Annotated in this window: 20 protein-coding genes and 1 pseudogene; 15 read left to right on the forward strand and 6 right to left on the reverse strand. The window is 69.6% G+C overall.

Annotated features, from left to right (window positions below; genetic code table 11):
• The first annotated feature begins 131 nt into the window (after positions 1-131).
• The 9 genes from ACQCO7_RS21720 (at position 132) to ACQCO7_RS21760 (ending at position 6159) form a co-directional block, all read left to right on the forward strand.
• Entirely contained in the window at positions 132-341 is a 210-nt protein-coding gene (locus ACQCO7_RS21720; RefSeq protein ID WP_464073406.1) for a hypothetical protein, read from the forward strand.
• A complete protein-coding gene (locus tag ACQCO7_RS21725; RefSeq protein ID WP_464073407.1) occupies positions 325-837 on the forward strand; it encodes a DUF6879 family protein in 513 nt (170 codons plus the stop codon). The genes ACQCO7_RS21720 and ACQCO7_RS21725 overlap by 17 nt, the downstream gene beginning before the upstream one ends.
• The gene (locus ACQCO7_RS21730) at positions 834-1667 is read left to right on the forward strand and encodes a helix-turn-helix domain-containing protein (protein WP_464073408.1); all 834 of its coding nucleotides are present in this window, start codon (positions 834-836) and stop codon (positions 1665-1667) included. The genes ACQCO7_RS21725 and ACQCO7_RS21730 overlap by 4 nt, the downstream gene beginning before the upstream one ends.
• A gap of 66 nt (positions 1668-1733) precedes the next feature.
• A complete protein-coding gene (locus tag ACQCO7_RS21735) occupies positions 1734-1880 on the forward strand; it encodes an albusnodin family lasso peptide (RefSeq protein ID WP_464073409.1) in 147 nt (48 codons plus the stop codon).
• Positions 1873-3570 carry an albusnodin/ikarugamycin family macrolactam cyclase gene (locus tag ACQCO7_RS21740; protein WP_464073410.1) on the forward strand — a complete coding sequence of 566 codons (1698 nt, stop codon included), beginning with the start codon at positions 1873-1875 and terminating at the stop codon, positions 3568-3570. The genes ACQCO7_RS21735 and ACQCO7_RS21740 overlap by 8 nt, the downstream gene beginning before the upstream one ends.
• A gap of 14 nt (positions 3571-3584) precedes the next feature.
• Positions 3585-4196 (forward strand): lasso peptide biosynthesis B2 protein, encoded by a 612-nt coding sequence (locus ACQCO7_RS21745; protein WP_464073411.1) that lies wholly within the window; start codon positions 3585-3587, stop codon positions 4194-4196.
• Entirely contained in the window at positions 4189-4755 is a 567-nt protein-coding gene (locus tag ACQCO7_RS21750) for a GNAT family N-acetyltransferase (RefSeq protein WP_464073412.1), read from the forward strand. The genes ACQCO7_RS21745 and ACQCO7_RS21750 overlap by 8 nt, the downstream gene beginning before the upstream one ends.
• A 5-nt stretch (positions 4756-4760) precedes the next feature.
• Entirely contained in the window at positions 4761-5174 is a 414-nt protein-coding gene (locus ACQCO7_RS21755) for an NUDIX hydrolase (RefSeq protein WP_464073413.1), read from the forward strand.
• Between the two features lie 157 nt (positions 5175-5331).
• A complete protein-coding gene (locus ACQCO7_RS21760; RefSeq protein WP_464073414.1) occupies positions 5332-6159 on the forward strand; it encodes a class I SAM-dependent methyltransferase in 828 nt (275 codons plus the stop codon).
• Here ACQCO7_RS21760 and ACQCO7_RS21765 read toward each other — a convergent pair.
• Genes ACQCO7_RS21765 through ACQCO7_RS21775 form a run of 3 tightly spaced genes read right to left on the reverse strand, consistent with a single transcriptional unit; the run spans position 6156 to position 7531 of the window.
• Complete coding sequence (locus ACQCO7_RS21765; protein ID WP_464073415.1) at positions 6156-6446, reverse strand: DUF397 domain-containing protein; 291 nt, start codon at positions 6444-6446, stop codon at positions 6156-6158. The two genes, ACQCO7_RS21760 and ACQCO7_RS21765, sit on opposite strands and share 4 nt — an antisense overlap.
• Positions 6447-6485: 39 nt before the next feature.
• The gene (locus tag ACQCO7_RS21770) at positions 6486-6695 is read right to left on the reverse strand and encodes a DUF397 domain-containing protein (protein WP_464073416.1); all 210 of its coding nucleotides are present in this window, start codon (positions 6693-6695) and stop codon (positions 6486-6488) included.
• Entirely contained in the window at positions 6692-7531 is an 840-nt protein-coding gene (locus ACQCO7_RS21775) for a helix-turn-helix domain-containing protein (RefSeq protein ID WP_464073417.1), read from the reverse strand. The genes ACQCO7_RS21770 and ACQCO7_RS21775 overlap by 4 nt, the downstream gene beginning before the upstream one ends.
• A gap of 95 nt (positions 7532-7626) precedes the next feature.
• Here ACQCO7_RS21775 and ACQCO7_RS21780 point away from each other — a divergent pair, with 95 nt between their 5' ends.
• From ACQCO7_RS21780 to ACQCO7_RS21795, 4 genes are all read left to right on the forward strand, one after another.
• On the forward strand, positions 7627-7884 hold the full coding sequence (locus ACQCO7_RS21780) for a hypothetical protein (RefSeq protein WP_464073418.1): 258 nt from the start codon (positions 7627-7629) through the stop codon (positions 7882-7884).
• Complete coding sequence (locus ACQCO7_RS21785) at positions 7881-8303, forward strand: hypothetical protein (protein ID WP_464073419.1); 423 nt, start codon at positions 7881-7883, stop codon at positions 8301-8303. The genes ACQCO7_RS21780 and ACQCO7_RS21785 overlap by 4 nt, the downstream gene beginning before the upstream one ends.
• A 32-nt stretch (positions 8304-8335) precedes the next feature.
• Positions 8336-8707 carry a hypothetical protein gene (locus ACQCO7_RS21790; protein WP_464073420.1) on the forward strand — a complete coding sequence of 124 codons (372 nt, stop codon included), beginning with the start codon at positions 8336-8338 and terminating at the stop codon, positions 8705-8707.
• Positions 8708-9029: 322 nt separating this feature from the next.
• The gene (locus ACQCO7_RS21795; protein WP_464073421.1) at positions 9030-9377 is read left to right on the forward strand and encodes a hypothetical protein; all 348 of its coding nucleotides are present in this window, start codon (positions 9030-9032) and stop codon (positions 9375-9377) included.
• 164 nt (positions 9378-9541) lie between these two features.
• Here the strand turns inward: ACQCO7_RS21795 and ACQCO7_RS21800 are convergent.
• From ACQCO7_RS21800 to ACQCO7_RS21810, 3 genes and pseudogenes are all read right to left on the reverse strand, one after another.
• Positions 9542-9680, reverse strand: a pseudogene (locus ACQCO7_RS21800) (DNA-binding protein); the annotation flags it as partial.
• 35 nt (positions 9681-9715) lie between these two features.
• Positions 9716-9955, reverse strand: coding sequence for a hypothetical protein (locus ACQCO7_RS21805; protein WP_464077261.1), 240 nt, complete (start codon positions 9953-9955; stop codon positions 9716-9718).
• 54 nt (positions 9956-10009) lie between these two features.
• Positions 10010-10501, reverse strand: a complete 492-nt coding sequence (locus tag ACQCO7_RS21810) for a hypothetical protein (protein WP_464073422.1) — start codon at positions 10499-10501, stop codon at positions 10010-10012.
• 158 nt (positions 10502-10659) lie between these two features.
• Here ACQCO7_RS21810 and ACQCO7_RS21815 point away from each other — a divergent pair, with 158 nt between their 5' ends.
• Together ACQCO7_RS21815 and ACQCO7_RS21820 are read left to right on the forward strand one after the other, a co-directional pair.
• A complete protein-coding gene (locus ACQCO7_RS21815; RefSeq protein WP_464073423.1) occupies positions 10660-24864 on the forward strand; it encodes a DUF7927 domain-containing protein in 14205 nt (4734 codons plus the stop codon).
• Complete coding sequence (locus ACQCO7_RS21820; RefSeq protein ID WP_464073424.1) at positions 24861-25886, forward strand: LCP family protein; 1026 nt, start codon at positions 24861-24863, stop codon at positions 25884-25886. Before ACQCO7_RS21815 ends, ACQCO7_RS21820 begins: the two co-directional genes overlap by 4 nt.
• The last annotated feature ends 36 nt before the right edge of the window (positions 25887-25922 follow it).

The raw sequence follows: 25922 nt of genomic DNA on the forward strand, positions 1-25922 counted from the left end.
CTCGGCGCCCGGTGGCACGCCCTGTTTATGCGAGAACGCGCATAGCGGCGGCCCGGCGTGGACGCCGACCTCCGCTCTGTCTAACGTCGTCGAGCAGGCGACCCGACCAGGGTCCGGGCAAGGGGGTTGGTATGTCCGAGCGTTCGGAACTCATCCGGCTCACGGGGAACGGCGAAGGCGAGTGCGGGGAGAAGGACTGCCCGAACGTGTACCGCACGGCGACAGGGTCGATCATCGTGCAGGGTGACGTGTGCGACGTGTTCACTCCGCCCGCCGGGGAAGGACTCGTCGAGATTCCGGAATCGGTGTTGAGGGAGGCGTTCCGTGCTCTTGGATGGTGACGCGTGGAACGACTGCTTCGACTCGATGCGGAGCGAGGCGTGGCGGCTGGAGACGCTGTCCACGTACACGATGCCGCAGGAAGCGGAGAAACTGGCGAGGTTCCTCGCGGGGGAGAAGTCGCCGGACGACTACGCGTCCGCGTGGATGGACGAGGTCCGCGCATGGACCGCTGAGGGCAAGTACGTCGGCCGCGTCCACATCCTCACCCGCCCCCTCTCCGACTACCTCCGCTTCGAGTTCGAGTACTACTACCGCCACCACGTGACCGCCGGCGAGGACATCCGCATCCTCGACCTCACCGACCGCCCGAACCCCGGCCTCCCGGCCCAGGACTTCTGGATGTTCGACGAGTCCAAGGTCGTCCTGATGAACTACCGCCCGGACGGCACGCAGATCGGACGTGAGCTGTACGAGGGCGACCCGGAGCCGTACCGGAGATGGCGACGGCTCGCTGTCGCGGAGTCGGTGCCGTTCCTGGAGTACGTGAGCGGGTGACGTTCGACCCCGAGCAACTGGGACGGCAGAAGGAGGAACTCGCCGCCCGACTCAAGGAATTGCGCGGACGAGCCGGTCTCACAGGGGACCGGCTCGCTCTGCGTTGCAACATGTCCCAATCGAAGATCAGCCGTATAGAGAACGGTAAAGCACAGCCGACGCTGCTCGATCTGGAGCGAATTCTCCGAGCCGTCGCGGCCCCGCCCGAGATCGCCGAAGAGATCATCGCCCTCGCGAGACTGGCCAACACCGAATGGCAGGACCTTCGCTCACTACGTCGAAGGGGCCTGGAGAAGAAGCAGATCGAGCTTGCCGCCTTGGAGTCGTCGGCCACCGAGTTCCGCTTCTTCCTCCTGTCGATGATCACGGGACTGCTGTCGACCCCCGAGTACATCAGGGCGAGCCTCGCCCGTTCCCCGGCCGACGTCAGCAGGACGATCGTGAGGAAACTGGAGCGTCAGGAAGTCCTGTACGACACGACGAAGCAGTTCACCTTCATCCTCACCGAACAGGCCGTACGGTGGCCCCTCCTGCCGCCGGCCGCGATGGCGATGCAGATCGACCGGCTTGCTTCACTGACCCACCTGACGAATGTGCGGCTGGGTGTCATTCCGACGGCGGGACACAAACCCGTTGCTCCGATGGACACCTTCACTGTCTACGACCGCACCTTGGTCACTGTGGAGAACACGACCGGTGTTGTGATCCTGAAGGACCCCCGGGACATCGATATGCACCTGGAACTTTTCTCCGTACTGGAGGGGTATGCGGTGTTCGGTGAAAAAGCGAGGGGTCTGCTCGTGGAGTGGTCTGCGCACTGCCGTTCATGATCTTTAGTCAATTACGTGAAATAAAAAGCCAAGTGCTTCTTCTCGGGGCAACCTGGAGAAATGGATATGCCGCAGCAGTACGACGTACTGGGGAACGAGGAGCAAACCGATCTCTTCGCCCCACCCGCAGTGATTGTTCTGGGCGATGCCGCCACCCTCACTCGGGGAAGCGACAACAACAGCACCGAGTCGAAGCAGACCCCGTATGACTGATCCAGGCAGCTGGCGACGATGGTTCGGCGGATGCGCGCCAGGCGGAGGGACTGTCGTACCGGAAGGTGCTCGCCTGGTCTGGGACGGCCCGCTGTTGTGGGTTGTCGGTGACTGGGCACAGGGACAGGTGCAGACAGCGGAACGCGACGGCGTCAGGATCGCCGTCCTCGGGCCGTGCTCCGCGACGACACCTGAGATCGGGTACGCCACAGCCAGTTCCGACCTTGCCGCAGCGGCGCGTTCGTGGGCTGGTTCGTTCACGGTGGTGCGCGTGGACGGCGGAGGCGGAGTCGGAGTGCTGGCCGATGCGGCCGGTTCCTGTCCCCTCTACACAGTGGCCGCGCCTGGCCGTCTGGTGTGGGGGTCGAGTTCGCTCGCGCTGTCTGCGTTGACGGGCAGGAGTGCGGATGCCGAGTGGCTCGCCTCCTACCTGCGCGAGAGGAACGCGCCGGACCTCCGAAGGAGCGCGTGGTGCGGAGTGGACCCGGTACCGGCCGGACACCGCTTGGCCTTGGGACTGGATGGCGAAACCTCGCTGTCCGAGTGGTGGACCCCGTGCAAACGTCCGACGAGGGATGCGCTCCAGGCACTTCGGCACGCGCTCGGCGAAGGGGTGCGAGCGCGTGTCGAGGGTGCTGCGGTCACCTCGGATCTGGCGGGCATGGACTCGACGACGGTGGCGCTCCTGGCGGCACGCCACGGCCCGGTCACGGGCGTGACGCTCCACCCGTCCGGCGTTACGCGGGGCGGCGACCTCCAGTACGCGCGGGCGCTGGACGTACCCGGGCTGAACCGCACGTACTTTCCGCTGGAGACGTGTCATCTGCCGTTCACGGTCACCGACGAGCCACTGCCCGCCACCGACGCGCCCGCCCCGTCGACCGGCGTATGGGCCATGCTCTCCGCGCAGCTGCGGACGACGGCCGCCGACGGATCGGCGCGTCACCTGACCGGCGACGGCGGCGACAACCTGTTCCTGCCCGCCCCTGCCCACCTGGCCGACCTGGCCAGAAGCGGGCATTGGCTGCGCGTCGTCGGTGACGCGACGGACTGGGCGCGGCTGCGCAAGCAGAGCCCCGTTCCGCTGATCGCACAGGCGTTTCGCGGGGACGCGGCGCGTATCGGCCGCCCGGTCCGGCCCCGCCCCGCGTGGCTCAAGGCACCTGCACCCGATCCCGCACCCGTCGCAGGGGACGCTGACACGGTGCTCGTGGCATCCGTCAGGAACGTGGCACGAGCCGTCCAGGCTGACAACCAGCTGGCCGACTCAGTGGGGATCGAGCTGCACAACCCCTACTTCGACGCGGCTGTACTCGCGGCGGTGGTGTCCGCACCGGCCGCTGAACGGTTTTCCGCTCGCCGTTACAAACCCCTCCTCGCCGATGCCTTCGCCGGTCTGCTTCCCGAAGCACATCGGCAGCGGGCGTCCAAAGGGCTGTTCGCAGGGGACTTCCACCGAGGGGTGCGCACCAATCTGCGGCGCGTTCTCGGACTCGCGGACGGCCGACTCGCCGCCATGGGCATCATCGACCCCGCGCCACTGCGGGCCACGGTGCACGCGGCGGCGCTCGGCGCGCAGACGGTATGGCCTCCACTGCTGAGCGTGCTTGCCGCTGAGATGTGGCTGGAGGCCGTCGAGAACACGGCGCCTGTCGAGTGGACCGTAGCGGCCCCGGCGGGCGCGCGGTGAGTCACGCCAAAACCGTGGTCGCGCTTACCGCTCACGCCTGCGTGCTCATCGACTACGACACCGGCCACACCGAACTGCGTCCCGCCTCCGAGGCTGCGGCATCCATGGGTGCGACGGTCGTACGGCTCCAGGACGCGGCACCCTCATGGGGAACCGTCGACGTGCCTGCGGTCCTGCCGCCCCTGGCGCACGTCCCGGTCCGGTGGCGTGCCGGAGCGGCCCTCGCCGTTCTCGTCACCACGGCGGCCTGGGCACTCGGACCTCGCGGCAAACGGTTCTCCCGCCTCGTACGGCTGGCCTGCGCGGGGCGTTCCCTGCCGCCCGCGACGGCGTGGCAGGCCCGCTACGCTGTGTGCGCGGTGCGCTGGGCCTCACGGCCGGTCCCCGTGCGCTGGGCCTGCCTGGAGCAGTCGACCGCCGCCGCCGTGCTCCTCGCGATGGCGGGGCGCCGTGCCGAGTGGCGACACGGCGTGGCCACCGACCCGATACGGCTGCACGCGTGGATCGCCGATGCGGAAGGCAAGCCCGTCGAAGAACCGGACGACACCGCGCTCTACACCGCCACCTGCACATCCGACGGCCCCGGCCCCCTGACCAGGGCCGAAAGGAAGTTTCACCGTGAGTGACCTGCACATCCTCCTGGCCGGCGAGAGCCTCGCACTGGCCATGCCCCGTCGCGACATGCTGCCCGAGTACCACCGCTGGGAGAACGACGCCCGGACGATCCTCGGGTACGGCAATCAGTGGGCGCAGGCGTGGGAAGTCCGCGAGTCCGGATGGGAACGGCAGCGCGGGAACAGCCGCTACCAGCAGTTCGAGGTCGTACGGCTGACGGACCGACAGGCCATCGGGGTAACCGTGTTGCAGGTCAACACCTTCGTGCGGACCGCCGAATTCGTGATCGTCCTGGCCCCGGAGGCACGCGGGAAGGGCTACGCGTCCGAGGCGACCCGCCTCACCCTGGACTGGGCGTTCCACCTGGGCGCGCTGCGCATGGTGTGGCTCAAGGTGCTGGAACCCAACCGCGCGGGAATCGCCGCCTACGAGAAAGCCGGTTTCCGCCGGTCCGGGCGCCTGCGCAAGTCCGGCTACTGGCTCGGACAGCCCGTGGACGAAGTCCTCATGGACGCTCTCCCCGAGGATTTCCCGGGTCCTTCGGCCGTGACCGCTGCCATCGGTGGCTGACGGCCATGACGTCGGAGACGGGAGCTGACCGGCCGGGCATCGCGGCTGCGGTCGTTGTGCAGGACGGGTGTGTGCTGCTCGTCCGGCGGCGGGTGCGGGAAGGGGAGTTGTCCTGGCAGTTTCCGGCGGGGGAGGTGGAGGCCGGGGAGTCGGAGGGGGAGGCGGCTGTGCGGGAGACGTGGGAGGAGACCGGGGTGGTGGTGAAGGTGGTGCGGGGGCTTGGGGAGCGGGTTCATCCTGCGACGGGTCGGCGGATGTCGTACACGGCCTGCGAGGTTGTCTCGGGGAAGGCGTACGTCGCGGACCGGGAAGAGTTGGCCGAGGTGGCGTGGTGTGGGGCGGGGGAGGTCGCCGAGTATGTGCCGTGCGGGTTCTACGGGCCGGTGCAGGCCTATCTCGACCGGGTGTTGGGCTCGTAGTATGCGGCGGCGAGCCGGTCTAGGGTCAGGCCCACGCGTACGAGGTTCTGGGCGAGGTCGACATCGATGAACTCTTGCCCTGGGCATCGCGATACGCGGCTGATGCGGACGTCCAGGGCAGGGGCGCCGCTTTCGCCGACAACCCTACGGAGCCTCGATGACTGCTCGGCCCGCACATGACCCTTCCGTCACCGACCGCGGCCTTCTCTCCACCAAGGCGTACGGCACGGGTGAGCACCTTGCCGCCCGTCAGGCCCTGTACCGGTGGCAGACCCCGCGCCACGATCTTCCGGGCATCGTCGTGGACGAACTGGCCGGCGTACGCGGCGCGGTCGCGGACGTCGGGTGTGGCAACGGGAAGTTCGTCGCTCGGGTGCGGAGGGACCGGCCCGACCTGGCCGTGCTTCCCATGGACGTCTCTCCCGGAATCCTCAGCGCCGTCCCCGGGGCCGTCGTCGCGGACGTTCAGCGACTGCCCGTCGCCGATGGGGCCCTCGGTGCGGTTCTGGCGCTGCACATGCTGTACCACGTCGAGGATCAGGCCCGCGCGGTACGGGAGTTGGGCCGCGTCCTCGCGCCCGGCGGTGTCGCGGTCGTCTCCACCAACAGCCGTACCGACAAGCGGGAACTGGAGCAGCTCTGGCGCCGGGCCGCAGGTGATGTGCTCGGCGTCGAGGAGGGACCGGGCCGAGTGCTGCTCTCCGCCCGCTTCACTCTGGAGGACGCTCCGGCGGTTCTCGGCCAGGTCTTCGGTGACCTTCGTGCGATCCCTCTCCCCGGGGTGATCGAGGTGACCGAGGCTGAACCGGTCGTCGCGTACCTGGCCTCCTACGAAGCCTGGGCGGACCAGGCGGGCGTTCCGTTCCGGGAGACGGTCGAGCGTGCGCGAGAGCGGGTCGAGGCGGTCATCGAGGCGGAGGGCTCGTTTCGCATCAACTGCCTGGGAGGCATCCTCGTCTGCCGGGGGCCCGAGGGGGTGTCTTAGAGGGAGGCGAGGAAGGCGGTGAAGGCGGGGGTGGGGATGTGGAGGGTGGGGGCGTTGGGGAGGGATTTGGAGTCGCGGATGAGGGTGGTGGTGGGGGTGGGGGAGATTTCTACGCAGGCGCCGCCGTTGTCGCTGTGCGTGGATTTGTGCCAGGTGGCGACTTGGACGCAGGCGCCTCCGTTGCTGCTGTAGGAGGAGGTGCGCCAGGCGGAGGTGGCTACCTCGACGCATTGGCCGCCGTTGTCGCTGTACGAGGACTTTCGCCAGGTCAGTGGTGTAAGGGTCATGGAGCCCCATGCTGCGTGGTCGCATGGGGCTCCGACAGGTCAGATTCCGCCGAACTCCGGGGAGTTGAGGGCGGAGAGGAAGGTGGCGAAGGCTTCCGCGCGGACGTTCAGGGCAGGACCCGCCTGGTTCTTCGAGTCGCGGAGCGGGACCGTGCCGTGGGACGCGGCGAGGTTGATGGCGACCTCGACGCACTGGCCGCCGTTCTCGCTGTACGAGGAGGTGAACCAACGGGGAGCTTCGGTGTTCACGGGGTGCCCTTTCGCAACTCTCTGATCATGGCCACGGAATCCGCCTGGGAAAGCGCTTCGGCCTGTAGCTGATAGTAGGCCGTCAGCAGGGGTGTGACGAAGGTGATGTCGCGCTCGACATGGCCCTTCAGCGCGGATTCGGCGTACGCCACGACCGTGCGGTCAGGCAGTGTCACCAGGGTGATCGGCAGGCTGACCGGTCGGCGCTCACCCATGTCGAACGGGGCGATCTGGAGGTGGGTGTTCGGCAGCTCCGCGAACTCCAGCAGGCGGTCCAACTGGGCCTTCATGACAGAGGGATCGCCCATGGGCCGACGAAGACAGCTCTCGTCCAGCACCGCGAAGATCTGCGGCACAGGCGTGCGGGTCAGCGTGCGTTGGCGTTCTGCGATGAGAGCTATCCGCTCGTCCATCTGCGTGCTCGTGATCGCTCCGCGCTGCATGGCGCTTCGCGCGGAGACCTCTGCGTACTCGGGTGCCTGGAGCAGTCCGGGGATGACCCCCACCTCGTACAGGCGGATCTCGACCGCTCTCGCCTCGTCGCCCAGGAACTGCTGGAACCCCTCCAGCAACCCTCCTTTCTTCATCTTCCGCCACTTGCGCTCGAACATGTCTCCGGTCCTCAGAGCTACGTCAACGCTTCTGGCTAGCGGAAGAGTTGGCTTCTTGCGAGCCGTCTCGACCGCCGAGATGTGGGAGCTGGAGAAATTCGTACGGAAGGCGAGTTCCTCCTGCGTCAGGCCCTGCTTCTCGCGTTCTTCACGGAGAAGCGCGCCGAACGCCGCCTCGGGCGAACTGTCGGGATCGAGTTTCTTCCGGTTCAACGGCTGGTCCACCGTCCTTCCAATCCGGCCGGGTCAGTTGAAGGGTTCCCGGCCGCTCGGTCACTCTGAGGCTCACGGTAGTGGACGTGTTACGGAGAGGAGCGGTCGTGTCCGGAAAAAGTGCTGAACCAGAGCCCGAAGTGCCGCCGCCCGTACCGGAGATCGGGACCTTGTACCTGGATTCCGTACGGGAGTTGGTGGGGGAGTTCAGGGGCACGTGGGCGGGACGGTGGTTGTTGCGGCCCGTGAAGGGCGGGGTGGAGTGGGAGGTGGAGCCGGGCGACGTACGCGCGTTGAACGCCGAGCAGCGCTTACGGGCACAGGTCGGGAAGGTCAACGCGCGCAGTCGGGGGGAGGTGCTGTGAGGGAACGGGTGCTGGCGGAAAGGGAGTTGGTGGTCCGGCGGTACCGGGAGGGCATCCCGCTCAGCCGGCTCGCGGAGGAGTACGGGGTCAGCGCCGGGTGGTTGGGGCGGCGCTTCGACGAATGGGGCGAGGCGCGGCGGGGGTTGGTCGACGCGCTGCTCTATCGGAGGGCGGGCGCGCGGGTCTTCCGGGGGCGCGCGAGGCGCCGTACCAGTGAAGAAGTTCGCGAAGCGCGCGCGGAGTTCGTGGCAGCGCGGGACAGTGTTGAGGCGCGGTATCGGGAGGGGGTGTCGGCGGCGGCGCTGGCCCGGGAGTTCCGGGTGAGTCCGACGTTCGTCGCGGAGCGGCTGGTCGAGTGGAGGGTGCCGCGCAGGGAGCCGCGGGCCGCCACACCGTCGTACGGAGAATCTCTCAACTGACTTGTGAGGGCGCCATGTTGCAGTGCACCGCCGTGAAGCTTCTGCCCGTGCGGGACGTGTTGGCCTTGCTCAAGGCCAACCGCGAAGAGCCGTACGACCACGCCGAGTTCGCGGACGGGTACGTCTGCTGCGAGCTGGCCGAGGGGCACGAGGGGGACCACGCGGACTTCCTCTGGGACGGGTTCGCGCTCGACGAGGGGCAGTGGTTCCTGTGGGGGGAGGAGGAGTTCAGGTTCACCGTGCTGCGGTGGTGCCCGGCGTCGCACGAGGAGGGCGACGCGTGCGGGCTGTACGACGGGCACCCCCTCGTCCACGCGTGGGAGGTGACCGACCCGACGTCCGACGCGTTGCTCCAGGACCTGATCGAGAACCCGGAGAAGTGGGGACTGCCTCGGGAGTTGTGACCCCTGAACACGGAGAGAGAACGTGGCCGATCCGCAGTTGCTGCTGCCCCCCCGAAGTCCTGCACCGCACGGATGAGGTCGTCGTCGGAGACCGTCGTTGGGGATGAGGGTTCTGCGCGCGGGACTGTAGTGGAGGGTGCCGTAACTGGTGTGCCCCTTGAGGAAGTTCACCCGAAAGAGTGAATGATCGGAATCCTCTTCCTCGCTTGTGTGAGTTGGCCCTACCGTCTGTGACCAACACAAAAAACGCCCCGAGGGATCGCGCCAAACGATCCGACGGGGCTAAGCCGAACCAGCTTGAGCTGAAGGAGCTGATCGACCTATGCGCGATTTTATCGTGCGCGCCCTTCTGAGCGCCCTGCGTATCCTCATCCCCCGTCGCCGTCCCGGACGACACAGCGCGGACCACTTCACCGCCGCCATGCCCCCCACCCCCGTCATCCCCGAAAGCCCCTGGTCACGCCCCTGGAGCAGCCCCTCCAAGGCCGAGGCCGCCGAGATTCTGCGCCACCGGGCCCTGGCCCAGGCGGAAGCGGAAGCGGCGTGGTGGCAGGAGGAGCGCCGACGCCAGAGTGAACGGCTGTACGCCGCCGAGCTGGCCTCCATGGGGATCGACTACCCGTACTCGTACCCGGGCGCACCGTTCACGGAGTTCCCGACGGGCGCCTGAGCGGGGCCTGACGGGGACGCTACGACCCTGGACGCCGGGTGAGCTTCCCGGAACCGGCGTCCACGGCACCCGCCGCGGTGTACGTCTCCGTCGGGCGATCCGTACGGTGTACCCCAGCCCTCGGCCCGCTCACCGAGCCCCCACACCACCGCCTCCGGCACCCGCACCCGCGCCTTCAACTCCGCCTCCTCGTCACCCACCGGGACGGCGCGCAGGCCGGACAGCACCCAGTTCAGGGCGGGCCCTGTTCGTGCGTGCGTGGACGGCCTCGATGATGGTGAGTGCGCAGATCACGACCTCCATGCCACGGGAACGCGCCTCCGCGATCGCCCTCGTTGTCAGGACGAGCGTCCCCTCGTGACCCAGTTCGCGGCGGGTCGCTGGGGGTCCTCGGCGAACACCTGTCGCGCGTGCCGGCGAGCCTGCTCGGAGATCGGGCCTCTACGGCTCTCGTAGTCCGCCAGGTACTCGTCCAGTTTCTGTCCGCGCAACTCCCGCTCGACGACTGCGGCGACGAACGCGGAGAACTCCCGCTTGCCGACGCGGGTACGGATCGCCTCTACGGTGCCTTCCGGCAGGGAGAGGCTGCCCCTGGTCGCCGGGCCTCCACCGCTGGCACCCCCGGCGTCCGGTCAACCGCGTCGGCTGATGTACAGGACCCGTACCGCCTGGGTGCGGTTGATGCCGAGGTGGTAGTCGAGGGGGCCGTTTTCGGTGGCGTGGCCCGGGCCCGTGCTGGGGCGGTCGATGTGGGTGGTGAGCCAGGTGCGTACGGGGGCGGGGGCGCCGGTTGCCGCTTCGGCGCAGGACAGGAGGAAGCGGGTCGCCTCCTCCACGTCCTTGCCGAACGCCTGGCAGGCCAGGGACGTGAGGGTGTCGGTGGTCGACTTCGTCTCCACCACGCCGATGCGCAGGGACTTCCGCCCCGCGCCGGTGCCCATGCGGCGGTCGGTGCCCGGCATGTCGCGGTACGTCAGGCGCCAGTCCTTGCCGAGCGTCTGCTCGAAGGGGGCGGCGGTGAAGGGCTTCGCGTCGGACCGGTGCTCGTGCGGCGCCGGGGTGCAGGCCGTCGCCGCGAGGAGGAAGAGGGACAGGCAGGCCAGCGTGCGGTGGGGGGTCGGCATGGTCGGAGTCAAGACCCGGGGGTGGTGGCGGCTCGGGCGACACGGTGATCACTGAGGCCGGACGGGGGATTAATCGGACCTACATGATCAATACGCTTAGATTCTGTGCATACCCCTCCTGCTGACGTGTCGTCACGTGACCACAGGCAGGGAACCCGATGTACGAGAAGATCACCCGCTGGCCGGGCCGCACCCTCGCGGCCCTCGTCGTGCTGTTTCTCGGGATCGGGGCGGCGCCTGCGCTGGGTGAACCGACGGGGGTCCGGGATGCGCTGGGGGGCGGGGGCGCGCGGTTGTTGGCGGAGTGGCCGGGTGAGGCGGGGGTGCTGGGGGACTCGCTGAGTGATGGGGGCGGGTATCGGGTGAGGTTTACGCCGGGGGAGGGGGCGCAGGAGGGTGCGGGCGAGGAGCGGGGGGACCAACCTCGTACGGCGCCTCAACCTCGTACGGCGCCTGAGTCTCGTACGGCGCCTCAATCCCGTACGGAACCCGAGCCCGGTACGGAGCCTCAACCGCGTACGCCGGAGCAGCCCCGTACGGAGGAGTCCGGCGCGCGGCGGGAAGCGGCGAAGGCGTCGGTCGTGCCGGAGGGCTCGGTCGAGCCGAAAACCTCTGCCGCAGCCTCTGCCGCGCCGGAGGCGTCCGCTGCGCCGAGGTCGTCCGCCGCTTCTGGGAAGTCCGCCGCGTCCGGGACGTCCGACGACCCCAAAGCCCCCTCCCCCAACCCCCGTTGGCGGACGGTCGAGCTGTCTCGGGAGGTCGCCGGGCGGGACGGTGCGCGGGGGATCGAGCTGCCTGCCGCGCCTCGCGGTCGGCCCTACACCGTGACCTTCACGCTTCCCGAGGCCCGGCCCGCGTGGGTCAGTGTGCTCGGGGACGGGGCGGACGGGGTGTTCGCGGAGGGGGCCCGGCGGGACAACCGGTTCGACCGGCGGGAGCACGGCGCGGACCTGGTGTTCACGCGGGCGGTACGGACGATCGAGCTGACCGTGTCGGAGGGTGCGCCGGAGGGGCTGGTGCTGGCGGGCCCGTTCGGGTCGGTGAGGGACGAGCCCGGTGAGCAGGGCGACCCTGCAAAGGAGCCCGGCGAGGAGGGTGCGCCCTCAAAGAAGCCCCGCGACAAGGCCGTTGAGGCCAAGAAGCCCGGCGTGAAGGCCGGTCACCCCAACCTCGACGCCCCCCGCGTCGCCACCCCCCACCAGACCTCCCGCCGAGCCTCCGCCTGCACCCCCTCCCCCGGTTTCACGAACTGCACCCTCCTCAGCTACACCGGCGCCGACCAGACCTTCTCCGTCCCAACGGGCGTCAGCAGTCTGAACGTTCAGCTGTGGGGCGCGGGCGGCGGCGGCGACAACGCCGCGTACTACACCGGCCAGGTCGGCGGCGCGGGCGGCGGCTACACGACCGGCACCCTCGCGGTCACCGCAGGCCAGAGCTTCACGGTGATGGCCGGCCAGGGCGGCAACGTCAACTCGACGGCGACGACGTACGGCGGCGGCGGCGCGGGCGGCGCCTCCCCCTTCACCCCCGGCGCGGTCGGCGCGAGCGGCGGCGGCATGTCCGCCCTGTGGAGCGGCGCGAGTTTCTCGACTCCCTTGCTGATCGCGGGCGGTGGCGGCGGCGCCTCGCCGGGAGCGGACACGCAGAACCCGAAACCGGGCGGCGGCGGTGGCGTGAGCGGCGGCGGCGACGGCAACCGCAACACCTCGGGCCAGGGCGGCACGCAGACCGCGGGCGGCACGGCCGGCGCGTACGGCAGCCAGTGCGGGGCGACCAGTAACACGGCGGGCCGCCAGTGGTTCGGCGGCAACGGCTACAACACCCTGCCCACCCGTGGCGGCGAGGGCGGCGGCGGTGGCGGCGGCGGTTACTTCGGTGGTGGCGGCGGCGCCTGCCAGCCGAGCGCACCGACCCTGAACCCCAACGGCCCCGGCGGCGGCGGTTCCGGCTACATCGGCGGCGCCGGGATCACGGGCGTCTCGACGGCCAACGGCTCCAGCCCGACCGCCAACAACCAGGGCGGCGCGGCGGCCGGTACGGGCTCGGCGCAGTACCCGGCGGGCGTCGGGGTGGGCGGCTCCGACTCCCGGAGCGGCGGCAACGGCGCCGTCGTCATCCAGTGGGTGACCCAGACCAAGTTGAGCGTGACGAAGACGGCTTCGCCGAATCCGTACGTCCCCGGCAACCCCGTCACCTACACGATCACCGTCGCCAACGCGGGCCCGGCCCCGGCGACGAACGCGAGGATCACGGACACGATCCCGGCGGGCCTGACCGGCACCACCTGGACCTGTACGGCATCCAACGGCAGCTCCTGCGGCGCGAGTTCGGGCACCGGCAACACCCTGAACACGACGGCGACCCTCGCGGCGAACGGCACGGCCACCTACACGGTGACCGGCACCACCTCCCCCTCCGCGACCGCCGCCCTCACCAACACGGCGACCGTCACCCCGCCGACCGGCGTCAACGACACGACCTGCGGGGCGAGTTGCTCCGCGACGGCGACGACCCCGGCGGCACCCCGCGCCGACCTCGCCGCGACGAAGACGGCGAGCACGGCGAACGTGTCGCCGGGCCAGACGTACACGTACACGCTGACCGGCACGAACAACGGCCCGTCCACCGCGACGAACGTGCGGATGACCGACACGCTGCCCAACAACGTGACGTTCCAGTCCGGTTCGGGCTGCACGGCGTCCGGGCAGAGTGTCACCTGCGGTCCCGTCGCCTCGCTCGCGCCCGGTGCCACCCAGTCCTGGACGATCACCGTCAAGCTCGCGTCCTCGTACAAGGGGACCGGCTCCGACATCGGGAACACGGCGACCGTCGCTTCCGACACGACCGACCCCAACTCGGCCAACAACACGGCGACTTCGGGGCCGCCGCCGATCGTCGCGCAGTCCGACTACGACGTGACGCCGAGCGGTCCGGGCGGGACGGTCGCGCCGGGGCGGACGACGACGATCCCGGTCGTCGTGAAGAACAACGGGCCCGCCGACGCGGCCGGGAACGTCACGGTGACGGTCACGCTGCCGACGGGGGTGACGGCCTCGGGGACGCAGCCGTCGGGGTGCACGGCCAACTCGGCGGGGACGGTGGTGACTTGTACGGTCGCCTCGCTGGACGCCGGGTCCTCGCTGAACCTGCCGGTCAGCGTGCTCGTCTCGCCGAGCGCGGCGCCCAACAGCACGCTCACCCAGACCGGCGGGATCGTCGTCAGCGGGCCCAACGACAACGTGACCGGCAACAACGCCGCTGACGTGGTGGTACGGACGACCGGCGGGGTCAGTGATCTGGCCGTCACCAAGACCGCGAGCCCGACGAACGTCAACTACGGCGAGAACACGGTCTTCACGGTCACCGTCACCAACAACGGGCCCAGCGACGCGGCGAACGTGCAGGTGAGCGATCAGCTGCCGAGCGGGCTCACCTATGTGAGCGACGACTCCAACGGGGCGTATTCCGGGGGAGTTTGGAGGCCCGGGACCGTCGGGGCGGGCAAGAGCGTCACGCTGAGGATCACGGCCAGGGTGAGCAGTACGACGGCTCAGACCAACACGGTCACGCAGGCGACGTCCGACTCGACCGATCCGACGCCCTGTTCGGGGAACTGCGCGTCGGCGACCGTCACGCCGATCGCCGCCGACGTGGCGACGACGAAGACGGCCACGGGGACGCCGATCGCGCCGGGGGAGACGTTCCAGTACGACATCAAGGTCACGAACAACGGACCGTCGGCCGCTGCGGCGGTCGCCGTCACGGACACGCTTCCGTCCCAACTGACCTTTGTCTCCTCGGCGTCCGGCTGTACGGCCGCCGGTCAGAACGTCACCTGTCCGCAGATCGCGTCGCTCGCGAACGGGGCGAGCCAGACGTTCACGATCACCGTGCGGCTCGCGTCCACCTACACCGGGAACGGGTCCGACGTCGCCAACACGGCCACCTCGACCTCGACCACGCCCGACCAGACGCCGGGGAACAACACGTCTCCACCCGCGTCTCCGCAGGTCACAGCGGTCAAGACGGGGCTGACCGTGTCCAAGACCGGGTCCTCCACCTCGTACCAGCCCGGTGAGACCTTCTCGTACACGGTGACCGTGAGGAACGCGGGGCCGTCGACCGCGCTGCCGACCGTGACGGACACGCTGCCCGCCGGGTTCGCCGGCTTCGGGTGGAACTGCGCGGCCACGAACGGGAGTTCGTGCGGGGCCGGTTCCGGGAGCGGGAACATCTCCGACAGGCCGAGCGTCGCGCCGGGTGGGACGATCACGTACACGATCAGTGGGACGGTGCCCGCCTCCACGTCCGGGAACCAGACCAACTCGGCGACGGTGACGCCGGGTTCGGGGTCGACGGACGCCGGGTGTTCGCCCTCGTGCACGTCGTCGGTGGTGACCAACGGGCCCAGCGTGCAGGTGTCGAAGACCTCGGCGCCGGCTCCCGCCAAGGCCGGGCAGACGGTGACCTACACGATCACGTTGAAGAACAGCGGTACCGGGGACGCGAGTTCGTTCACGTACACCGACGACTTGAGCGACGTGGTGGACGACGCGTCGTTCGTGGCGGGGTCGATCACGTCAACTCCGGCCGGTGGCACGGGGAGCTACGACTCCGGGGCGAAGAAGCTGACGTGGACCGGGGCCGTCGCGGCGGGGGCGACCGTACGCGTGACGTATCAGGTGACCGTGGGGAATCCGCCCGGCGGGAACCAGGTGCTGAAGAACGTGGTCACGGCGCCGGGCACCAACTGCGCTGCCGGGTCCACCGATTCGGCCTGTTCCGACGACAACGGGGGTGGCATTCCCCGGCTCGCGATCAGCAAGGCCAGTGACGCGGGCGGGACGGTACATCCGGGGCAGAAGGTCACGTACACGGTGACGGTGCGGAATCCGGGGACGGCCACCTATAGAGGTGCGCAGTGGTCGGATGATCTGACCGACGTCCTCGACGACGCGACGTACGGCGGTGACGCCACGGCGTCGGCCGGGTCCATGTCGTACGTGGCACCGAAGTTGAGCTGGAGCGGGAACCTCGCGGCGGGGGCGTCGGCGACGATCACGTACTCGGTGACCGTGGGCTCGCCGGATGCCGGGAACAACAGGCTGGTCAACCAGGTCACGTCCAGCACGGACGCGGATTGCTCGGCGTGTACGACGACCAACGGTGTGGCCGGGCTGAAGATCTCGAAGTCCGTGTCCAGCGCGCATCCGAAGCCGGGGTCGAAGGTGACGTACACGGTCACCGCGACGAACACGGGGTCGGTGACGTACACCGGGGCCTCGTGGTCGGACGACCTGACCGGGGTTCTGGACGACGCCGCGTACGGGGGTGACGCCTCGGCGTCCTCCGGGACGGTGTCGTACGCGGCGCCGGTCGTGCGGTGGACCGGCGATCTGGCGGCGGGGGCGACCGCGACGGTCACCTACTCCGTGACGGTGGACAACCCTGACGCCGGGGACAAGAAGCTCACCAACTCCGTTACCGGGCCCGCCGGTTCGACCTGCGATCCCTGTACGACGACCAGTTCCGTACCGCAGCTCAAGCTGACGAAGACGTCCTCGCCGGCCAACCCGGCGGCGGGGCAGACGGTCACGTACACGGTGGTCGCGGAGAACACCGGGGCGGCTGTGTACAGCGGGGCGACCTGGTCCGACGACCTGTCCGACCTGATCGACGACGGGACGTACGCGGGCGATGCGGCGGCTTCTTCCGGTGAGGTGTCGTACGCGGCGCCGGTCGTGCGGTGGACCGGCGACCTCGACCCCGGCGACAAGGCGACCACCACCTACTCCGTGAAGCTCGCCAACCCGCTCTCCGGCAACAAGCGGCTGGTCAACAAGGTCGTGTCGACCACGGACACCAACTGCGCCTCCGGATCGACGAGTTCGGCCTGTGGTGACCAAACGCCGGTCACCGTCCGTGAGTTGACCATGAAGAAGGCGGCGTCCAACACGGCGCCGAAGCCCGGCGACACGATCACGTACACGGTGACCGTGGAGAACACGGGGACGGCCGCGTACCCGGGCGCCACCTGGTCCGACACCCTGGTCAACGTGCTCGACGACGGGACGTACAACGGGGACGCCTCAGCCACTTCCGGTTCGGTGTCGTACGCCTCTCCGAAGCTCACCTGGACCGGCGACCTCGCCGTGGGCGCCACCGCGACGGTCACCTACACCGTCACCCTCGCCGACCCCGACGAGGGCGACCAGGTCATCAGGAACACGCTCGTCTCGACCTCCGACGGCTCCAACTGCCAGGCGGACAGCACCGATCCGGCGTGTACGGCGGGCCCGTACGGCATCCCCTCGCTGATTCTCTCCAAGGCGGTATCCCCCGAGCACCCGCTCCCCGGCGACACCCTCACCTACACGATCAAGCTGGTGAACAGCGGCGCGACCGACTACCCGGGCGCGAGCTTCAGCGACGACCTGACCGGGGTCCTGGACGAGGGGACGTGGGCGAACCGGACGACGGCGAGCACGGGAACGGTCGGCTACACAGCGCCAGTTGTGCGCTGGACCGGCACCGTCCCCGCCGGGACCACGCAGACGGTCACCTACCAGCTCAAGCTCAACGACCCCCGCACCGGCGACGGCACGATGGTCAACACCGTTGTCGGACCGGCCGGTTCGAACTGCAAGCAGGGTTCCACCGACAACCGCTGCTCCAGCGACGTCGGCGGTCTGCCCGAGCTGCACATCACCAAGACGCAGTCCCCGGCGAACCCGGTCGCCGGGCAGCGGGTCACATACACGGTGGCCGTCGAGAACACCGGCAACGCCGCTTACAACGGGGCGACTTGGTCCGACGACCTGAGCGCGGTGCTGGACGACGCGGTGTACGGGAACGACGCCTCGGCCTCGGCCGGTTCGGTGTCGTACGCGGCGCCGGTCGTGAAGTGGTCCGGCGATCTCCCGGCGGGTGCGTCGGCGACGGTCACCTACAGCGTGAGCGTCAACGCGCCCGTCACCGGCGACCAGAAACTCACCAACTCCGTGGCGGGGCCGCAGGGTTCCAACTGTTCCACCAGTTTGACGGACGACGACTGCTCGGCGTCCAGCGGGATCGGCGTACTGAAGATCGCCAAGAGCTACAGCCCGCAGGTCGCGACGCCGGGGTCGGTGATCACGTACACGGTGACCGTCGAGAACACCGGCACCGGGACCTACCTGGGCGCCTCCGGGTACGACGACCTGACCGGCGTCCTCGATGACGCGGTCTACAACGACGACGCCTCGACGGACGGGGGCTCGATCAAGTACGAGGCCCCGAAGCTGACTTGGCGCGGCGACCTGGCCGCCGGGGAGAAGGCGACCGTCACCTACAGCGTCACCGTGAACGACCCGGACACCGGTGACAAGAAGCTCGCGAACGCGGTGACCGGTCCGGCGGGGTCCAACTGTGCCGCTGGTTCGGTGGACCCGGCTTGCGCGCCGACGCCCGCCGGGGTACCGACGCTGGCGATCAGCAAGACGGCGTCCAGCAACCGGCCCACGCCGGGGTCGAAGGTGACGTACACGGTGACCGTGTCGAACGCGGGGACGGCCGCCTATACGGGCGCCTCGTGGTCGGACGACCTCACGGACGTCATCGACGACGCGACGTACGGCAACGACGCGGCGGCGTCTTCGGGTGCGGTGTCGTACGCGGCGCCGGTCGTGAAGTGGACCGGCGATCTCGCGGCCGGTGCCTCCGCGACCGTCACCTACTCCGTCACGGTCAAGGCCCCGCTCGCCGGGAACGGCAAGCTGGCCAACGCGGTCACCGGGCCCGCCGGGTCCAACTGCCAGTCGGGCAAGCAGAGTTCGGAGTGCTCGACCGGTGAGGATCCCGGCGACGGGATTCCACAGCTCACGCTGACCAAGACGTCGAGCCCGGCGAACCCGGTGCCGGGGACGACGGTCACGTACACGGTCGTCGCGAAGAACACGGGGACGGCGGTGTACAGCGGGGCGACGTGGTCGGACGACCTGAGCGGCGTCCTCGACGACGCGACGTACGGCGGTGACGCGGTGGCGTCTTCGGGTGTGGTGTCGTACGCGGCGCCGGTCGTGAAGTGGACCGGCGATCTCGCGGCGGGCGCCTCCGCGACCACCACCTACTCCGCCACCGTCAACGCCCCCGACACCGGCGACCTCGCCTTGAAGAACGCGGTCACCGGCCCCAACGGCACGGAATGCACGGCCTGTTCGACCTCCAGCGGCGTCGGCGTCCTCAAGCTCAGCAAGACCTACACGCCGGACACGGCGACCCCGGGCTCGAAGCTGACGTACACGGTGACCGTCGAGAACACCGGCACCGGCACCTACCCCGGCGCCTCGTGGACCGACGACCTGACCGGGGTCCTGGACGACGCGACGTACGGCGACGACGCGGCGGCTTCGGCGGGCAGCGTCCACTACGCGGCGCCGAAGCTGACTTGGACCGGTGACCTGGCGGCGGGCGCCTCCGCGACCACCACCTACACCGTCACCGTCAACGACCCCGACACCGGCGACAAGAAGCTCGGCAACGCCGTCGTCGGCCCCAAGGGCTCCAACTGCGCGGCCGGTTCGACCGACCCGGCCTGCACACCGACCCCGGCGGGCGTCCCGACCCTGTCGATCACCAAGACGGCGTCCGAGAACCGGCCCACACCGGGATCGAAGGTCACGTACAAGGTGGTCGTCGAGAACACGGGGACGGCCGCCTACCGGGGCGCGTCCTGGTCGGACGACCTCACGGACGTCGTGGACGACGCGACGTACGGGGACGACGCCTCGGCCTCTTCCGGTGACGTGAAGTACGCGGCGCCGAAGCTGAGTTGGACCGGCGACCTGGCGGCGGGCGCCTCCGCGACCGTCACCTACTCCGTCACCGTCAAGTCCCCCCTCTCCGGCAACGGCAAGCTCGCCAACGCGGTCACCGGCCCCGCCGGTTCCAACTGCCAGGCCGGCAGCAAGGCGCCCGAGTGCTCGACCGGCGACAGGACCGGCGACGGGATTCCCCAACTCACCCTGAACAAGACGGTGTCGGAGGCCAACCCGAAGCCGGGCACGACGGTGACGTACACGGTCGTCGCGAAGAACACGGGGACGGCGGTGTACACCGGGGCGACCTGGTCCGACGACCTGACCGGGGTTCTGGACGACGCGGTGTACGGCAACGACGCGACAGCGACGGCCGGTTCGGTGTCGTACGCCTCGCCCGTCGTGAAGTGGACCGGCGATCTGGCGGCGGGCGCGTCCGCGACGACGACGTACTCCGTCACGGTCGACACCCCCGACACCGGGGACAAGAAACTGGTGAACTCCGTTACCGGGCCTGCCGGTTCGGTCTGCCAGCCCTGTACGACGACCAGCTCCGTACCCCAGCTCAAGCTGACCAAGACGTCCTCGCCGTCCAACCCGGCGGCCGGGCAGACGGTCACCTACACGGTCGTCGCGGAGAACACGGGTGCCGCCGCCTACACCGACGCGACCTGGTCGGACGACCTGTCCGAGCTGATCGACGACGGGACGTACGCGGACGACGCCTCGGCCTCTTCCGGTGACGTGAAGTACGCGGCGCCGAAGCTCACTTGGACCGGCGACCTCGCGGCCGGCGCTTCCGCGACCACCACCTACTCCGTCAAGCTCGCCAACCCGCTCGCCGGCGACAAGAAGCTGGTCAACAAGGTCGTCTCGACCACGGACACCAACTGCCCCACGGGGACGGCGAATTCCGCGTGCGGTGACCAATCGCCGGTGCTGGTCCGCGAGTTGACCATGAAGAAGACCTCGTCCAACACGGCACCCAAGCCCGGTGACAAGGTGACGTACACGGTCACGGTCACGAACACGGGGACGGCCGCCTACGACGGGGCCACCTGGTCGGACGACCTGAGCGGCGTCCTCGACGACGCGGCGTACGGCGGTGACGCGGCGGCTTCGACGGGCAGCGTCAACTACTCCGCACCGAAGCTCACCTGGACCGGCGACCTCGCGGCGGGCGCCTCCGCGACCACCACCTACACCATCACCCTCGACGACCCCGACACCGGCGACCAGACCCTCAAGAACACCCTGGTCTCGACCTCGCCGGGCGCCAACTGCGGTTCCGGTTCGACGGATTCGGCGTGCACGGCGGGCCCGTACGGCATCCCGTCGCTGACCCTCACCAAGACCGTCTCGCCGGGCACCCCCCTCCCCGGCGACACGATCACCTACACGGTCACCGTCCAGAACACGGGCACGGCCGCCTACACCGGCGCGACCTTCACGGACGACCTCTCCGACGTCCTGGACAGCGCGACGTGGCTCAACACCACGACGGCGACGGCCGGTTCGGTGGCGTACGCGTCCCCGAAGCTGACCTGGACGGGCACGGTGGCGGCGGGCGCGACCGAGACCGTCACCTACGTGCTGAAGCTCAACAACCCCAGGACCGGCAACGACACGATCCTCAACTCCGTCGAGGGACCGGCCGGTTCGAACTGCAAGAAGGGTTCGACCGACAACCGCTGCTCGGCCGCCATCGACGGCCTGCCCGAGCTGCACCTCACGAAGAAGTCCTCCCCGGCCAGCCCGGTCGCGGGCGGCAGGACGACGTACACGGTGACCGTCCAGAACACCGGCAGCGCGGCCTACCAGGGCGCGGTGTGGTCGGACGACCTGAGCGGGGTGCTGGACGACGCGGTGTACGACAACGACGCGGCGGCGTCTTCCGGTGCGGTGAACTACGCGGCGCCGAAGCTCACTTGGACCGGCGATCTCGCGGCGGGCGCCTCCGCGACCATCACCTACTCCGTCACCGTCAACTACCCGGTGAGCGGCGACGGCACCCTGAAGAACGCCCTCACCGGCCCCCAGGGCTCCAACTGCGAGGCGGGCTCCACGGACGCCGACTGCTCGACCTCGAACAGCGTCGGCGCCCTGCGGATCGCCAAGACGTACAGCCCCCAAGTCGCCCTCCCCGGCGGCAAGATGACGTACACGGTCACCGTCGAGAACACCGGCACCGGCACCTACCCGGACGCCACGTTCACCGACGACCTGACGGGCGTCCTGGACGACGCGGTGTACGGCGACGCCTCGGCGACGACCGGCAGCGTGACGTACGCCGCCCCGAAGCTGACCTGGACCGGTGACCTCGCTGCGCAGGCCAAGGCGACCATCACCTACACGGTCACCCTCAAGGACCCCGACACCGGCGACCAGCACCTCACCAACTCCGTTGTGGGCCCGCCCGGTTCGAACTGCGCGGTCGGCTCCACGGACCCGGCCTGCGCACCGCCCCCCGCCGGAATCCCCTCGCTGGAGATCGCCAAGACGGCCTCCACGAACCGTCCGACGCCGGGGACGACGGTCTCGTACACGGTGACCGTCACGAACACGGGCACGGCCACCTACGCGGGCGCCTCGTGGTCCGACGACCTGACCGGGGTCCTGGACGACGCGGCGTACGGCGACGACGCGGCGGCCTCGGCCGGTTCGGTGTCGTACGCGGCGCCGGTCGTGAAGTGGTCCGGCGACCTCGCGGCGGGCGCGTCGGTGACCGTCACCTACTCCGTCACCGTCGACAACCCGCTCAAGGGTGACGGCAAGCTGACGAACGCGGTCACCGGTCCGGCTGGCTCCAACTGCCAGGCGGGCAAGCGGGATCCGGCCTGCTCCACCGGTGACGAGCCCGGGGACGGCATCCCCCAGCTGAAGCTGAAGAAGACGGTCAGCTCGGGGACCGCGACGCCGGGCTCGAAGGTGACGTACAGGATCACCGCGCAGAACACCGGAACGGCCCTGTACACCGGGGCGAGTTGGTCCGACGACCTCAGCGCGCTGCTGTCCGACGCGGTGTACGGCGACGACGCGGTGGCCGGCGAGGGGTCGGTGTCCTATGCCGCGCCCGTGTTGACCTGGACCGGTGATGTGGCCGTCGGCGAGACCGTCACCACGACCTACTCGGTGACCCTCAACAACCCGACGACGTCGACCAACCCCTTGAAGAACACGGTCACTTCGACGTCCGACACCAACTGCCCCTCCGGTACTGCCAATTCGGACTGCTCCTCGACCCTCGGCGTCCCCCAGTTCTCCCTCACCAAGACCGCCTCGACGAACCACCCCCTCCCGGGCCAGGACGTCACGTACACGGTGACCGTCCAGAACACGGGGTCGGTCGAGTACACGGGCGCGGTCTGGTCCGACGACCTGACCGGTGTCCTCGACGACGCGGTGTACGGCGACGACGCCAACGCCTCGTCCGGCAAGGTGAGTTACGACTCGCCTCGGTTGAGCTGGACCGGTGACGTCCCCGTCGGCGGGACGGTCACCGTCACCTACACCGTCAAGGTGAAGTCCGACCCCGCCCAGCTCGGCGACGGCGTCCTCACCAACGCGATCACCTCGGCCTCACCGGGCAACAACTGCTCGGCCGCCGCCAACTCCGGTTGTTCCACGACCTCCAGTCCTGTTCCGACCCTGAAGTTCACCAAGTCGCGGACCACGCCCGTCGTGTTGCCGGGGGCGAAGGTCGAGTACAAGGTGACCGTCGAGAATCCGACGGCCTCCGACTACCCGGGAGCGTCCTGGAGCGACGACCTCAGCGGGGTGCTGGACGACGCGGTGTACGGGGGTGACGCGGCGGCCTCCTCCGGTTCGGTGTCGTACGCCGAGCCGGTGCTGAAGTGGAGCGGCGACGTTCCCGGCGGATCGACGGTCACCGTCACCTACTCGGTCACCGTCGATGCCATGGACCGGGGCGACGGCAAGCTCACGAACACGGTCGTCTCCGGGGTGCCCGGCACCAACTGCCCTGCCGGGTCCACGAATGCGGCCTGCTCCTCGGGCAGCGGCACCAGCGGCGTCGTACCGCGTCTGAAGATCGTGAAGAGCGTCGACGCTTCTGATGTGCTGCCGGGTGATCTGCTGAACTTCAAGGTCGTCGTCACGAACGACAGTGCCGCCGACTATCCCGGGGCGACGTTCACGGACCGGGTCGTGCGGGGGGCCGCGCTGCTCAACAAGCGGGCGGTGAAGGCGCCGAGCGCGGATTCGGGGACCCTTACGCCGGGTTCCGGGCTTGCGTACACGTGGGTCGGGGATGTCGCCGCGGGAGCCTCGGTGACCGTGACGTACACGTACATGGCCAACGCCGTGCCGACTGCCGGTGCCCGTAAGGTCGTCAACGAAGTGACCGACGCCAGCGCCAACACCTCGTGCTACGGCAACACCGCCGACGGTACGTATCCGCCGGGGTGCGGGGCGACGGTCGACACGCCTCAGTACGAGTGGGGTGAGGCGCCGGACTCGTACCGGACCTTGGCGTCCTCCGGTGGGCCGTACCACGCGATCGTGCCCGGTCTGTACCTCGGCAAGGGGTCGTTCCCGGACATCGACGGGCATCCCGGGAGTGCGCGGCTCGACGAGGGCGGGCGTGGTCCTCGGGTACTGCCTGCCGCGTACACCGGTGGTACGGGGTACTCCACCACCGTCGATCTCACCAACACGACCGGTACGGCCACGCTGCTCGCCGCCTGGCTCGACTACGACTTCAACGGGCGGTTCGACCAGGGGGAACGGATTCTCCGGACCATTCCCGCCGGGGCGCGGTCGACCGTGCTGGACTGGGCCGACGCCTCCTTCGCCAAGGCCGGTACTACGTACCTACGCCTGCGGTTGTACGGGGCTCAGGTGCCGGCCGGGCGTAGTCCCGACGTACCTCCGGGGGAGTCCCTCGTCCGGGTCGGTGGTCACCTGCGCACCGTGCCCGCCCAACGGGCCCTGCCCGCCGACCCCCAGCCGTACGGGTACGGCGGTGCCGGGCAGGTCGAGGACTTCCGGGTGCGGGCGAGCGCCGGGAAGCTGAACGTGCGGATCACGTCCGACAACGCGCATCCCCGGCCCGGGGACAAGGTGACGTACACGGTCACCGTGTGCAGTGCCACCGGGGCGCCGTACGCCGGGGCCACCGCCTCCGCCAGCCTGGCCCAGGTCCTCAAGTACGCGACGTACAACGGGGATGCCGCCGCCTCCAACGGGACTGTCCGGTACGGGAGTTCGGCCGTCAGCTGGACCGGGACCGCGCCGGGTGACTGCTCGCATCCCGTTCGGATCACCTTCTCCGTGACGTACGGGCGGGCGCATGTGCCGCCGGGGACCGTCGTGGACGTACCCGTCGTGGGCGGGCCCGGGGCCAGCAACTGCCCCGCCGGGTCTGCCGCCGCCGAGTGCAACGCGTCCGCCGTGTTCAGGGGGCACGGTCAACTGCCCGATACCGGGGGCGGGCGTGGGGTGTCGCCCGGGTGGGGAGTGGCCGCGGTCGTGTCGGTCGGTCTCGGGTTCCTGCTGTGTCTTGCCATGTGGATGCGGCGTCGGCGTGGATGGAGGGCCGGGCGATGAGGCGGGCGGTCACGGCGGCTCTGGCCGGGGCTCTGCTGGTCGGCGGCCTGGCGGTGGACGGGGCGGGCGCGCTGCCGGTTTCCCGGGTGGCGGCGTTCGGCGCGGAGCGTTCCGCCGGCGGGCCCGGTACGACCGTCCTGCTCATGGGCATCGACGAACGGACGCTTACACGTGAGGAGTTGAGGAAGTTCCACGCGAGCGGGGAGGCGTGTCACTGCACGGACACCCTCATGCTCGTCCACATCTCCGCCCGGCAGGACCGGGTCAGCGTCCTGAGCCTGCCCCGCGACTCCCTCGCGCGGATCCCCGCGCACCGGGACGCCGGGTCCGGGGAGTGGGTGCCCGATCATGACGCGAAGATCAACGCCGCGTTCCGGGAGGGCGGGGCGGCGTTGTCCGTCCGTACCGTCGAGGAGATGACCGGGGTGCCGGTGGACCGGTATCTCCAGGTCGACTTCCGGCGGTTCGTGGACTCCGTGAACGCGGTGGGCGGGGTCGATGTCTGTACGGCTCGGGGGATGAACGACCCCGGTACGAAACTGGAGCTGACGCCGGGGACCCATCGTCTCGACGGTGGGCGTTCTCTCCAGTACGTCCGCTCCCGCAAGTTCGACGGCGCCGCCGACATCGGTCGCGTCCAGCGCCAACAGCGGTTCCTGGTCGGTGTGTTGAGGCGGCTCCAGGCCAACCCCGTGGACATGCTCCGGCTCAGCCGTACGCTGCTCGGCCCCGTCACCGTCGACCAGGGCTTCAAGGACGCCGAGTTGGTGTCCCTGGCGCGGGTGCTGGTACGGCTCGCGCCGTCCGCCACCGAGTTCGCGACGGTTCCCATCGGGGGGTTCGAGGACGTCCCGGAGGTGGGGTCGACGCTGGTGTGGGACCGGGCGCGGGCGGACGAGGTGTTCGCCCGGCTGCGGGAGGACCGGGCGTTGACACCGGCTTCTTCTCTTCAACGGCCTTCTGAGGTGCCCGAGTTCGGGGCGTACGAGCCGGTGCGTGGGGAGACGATGGTGTGTGACTGAGGAAACGGGGGTTGTTGTGTGCGGCGGGGTTGTTGC

It is taken from the genome of Streptomyces saintjeani (assembly GCF_055409605.1).

Coding starts and splice junctions, on each gene's coding strand:
- ACQCO7_RS21720 (WP_464073406.1), top strand. CDS start 132: ATGTCCGAGCGTTCGGAACTCATCCGGCTCACGGGGAACGGCGAAGGC.
- ACQCO7_RS21735 (WP_464073409.1), top strand. CDS start 1,734: ATGCCGCAGCAGTACGACGTACTGGGGAACGAGGAGCAAACCGATCTC.
- ACQCO7_RS21740 (WP_464073410.1), top strand. CDS start 1,873: ATGACTGATCCAGGCAGCTGGCGACGATGGTTCGGCGGATGCGCGCCA.
- ACQCO7_RS21755 (WP_464073413.1), top strand. CDS start 4,761: ATGACGTCGGAGACGGGAGCTGACCGGCCGGGCATCGCGGCTGCGGTC.
- ACQCO7_RS21760 (WP_464073414.1), top strand. CDS start 5,332: ATGACTGCTCGGCCCGCACATGACCCTTCCGTCACCGACCGCGGCCTT.
- ACQCO7_RS21765 (WP_464073415.1), bottom strand. CDS start 6,446: ATGACCCTTACACCACTGACCTGGCGAAAGTCCTCGTACAGCGACAAC.
- ACQCO7_RS21795 (WP_464073421.1), top strand. CDS start 9,030: ATGCGCGATTTTATCGTGCGCGCCCTTCTGAGCGCCCTGCGTATCCTC.
- ACQCO7_RS21810 (WP_464073422.1), bottom strand. CDS start 10,501: ATGCCGACCCCCCACCGCACGCTGGCCTGCCTGTCCCTCTTCCTCCTC.
- ACQCO7_RS21815 (WP_464073423.1), top strand. CDS start 10,660: ATGTACGAGAAGATCACCCGCTGGCCGGGCCGCACCCTCGCGGCCCTC.
- ACQCO7_RS21820 (WP_464073424.1), top strand. CDS start 24,861: ATGAGGCGGGCGGTCACGGCGGCTCTGGCCGGGGCTCTGCTGGTCGGC.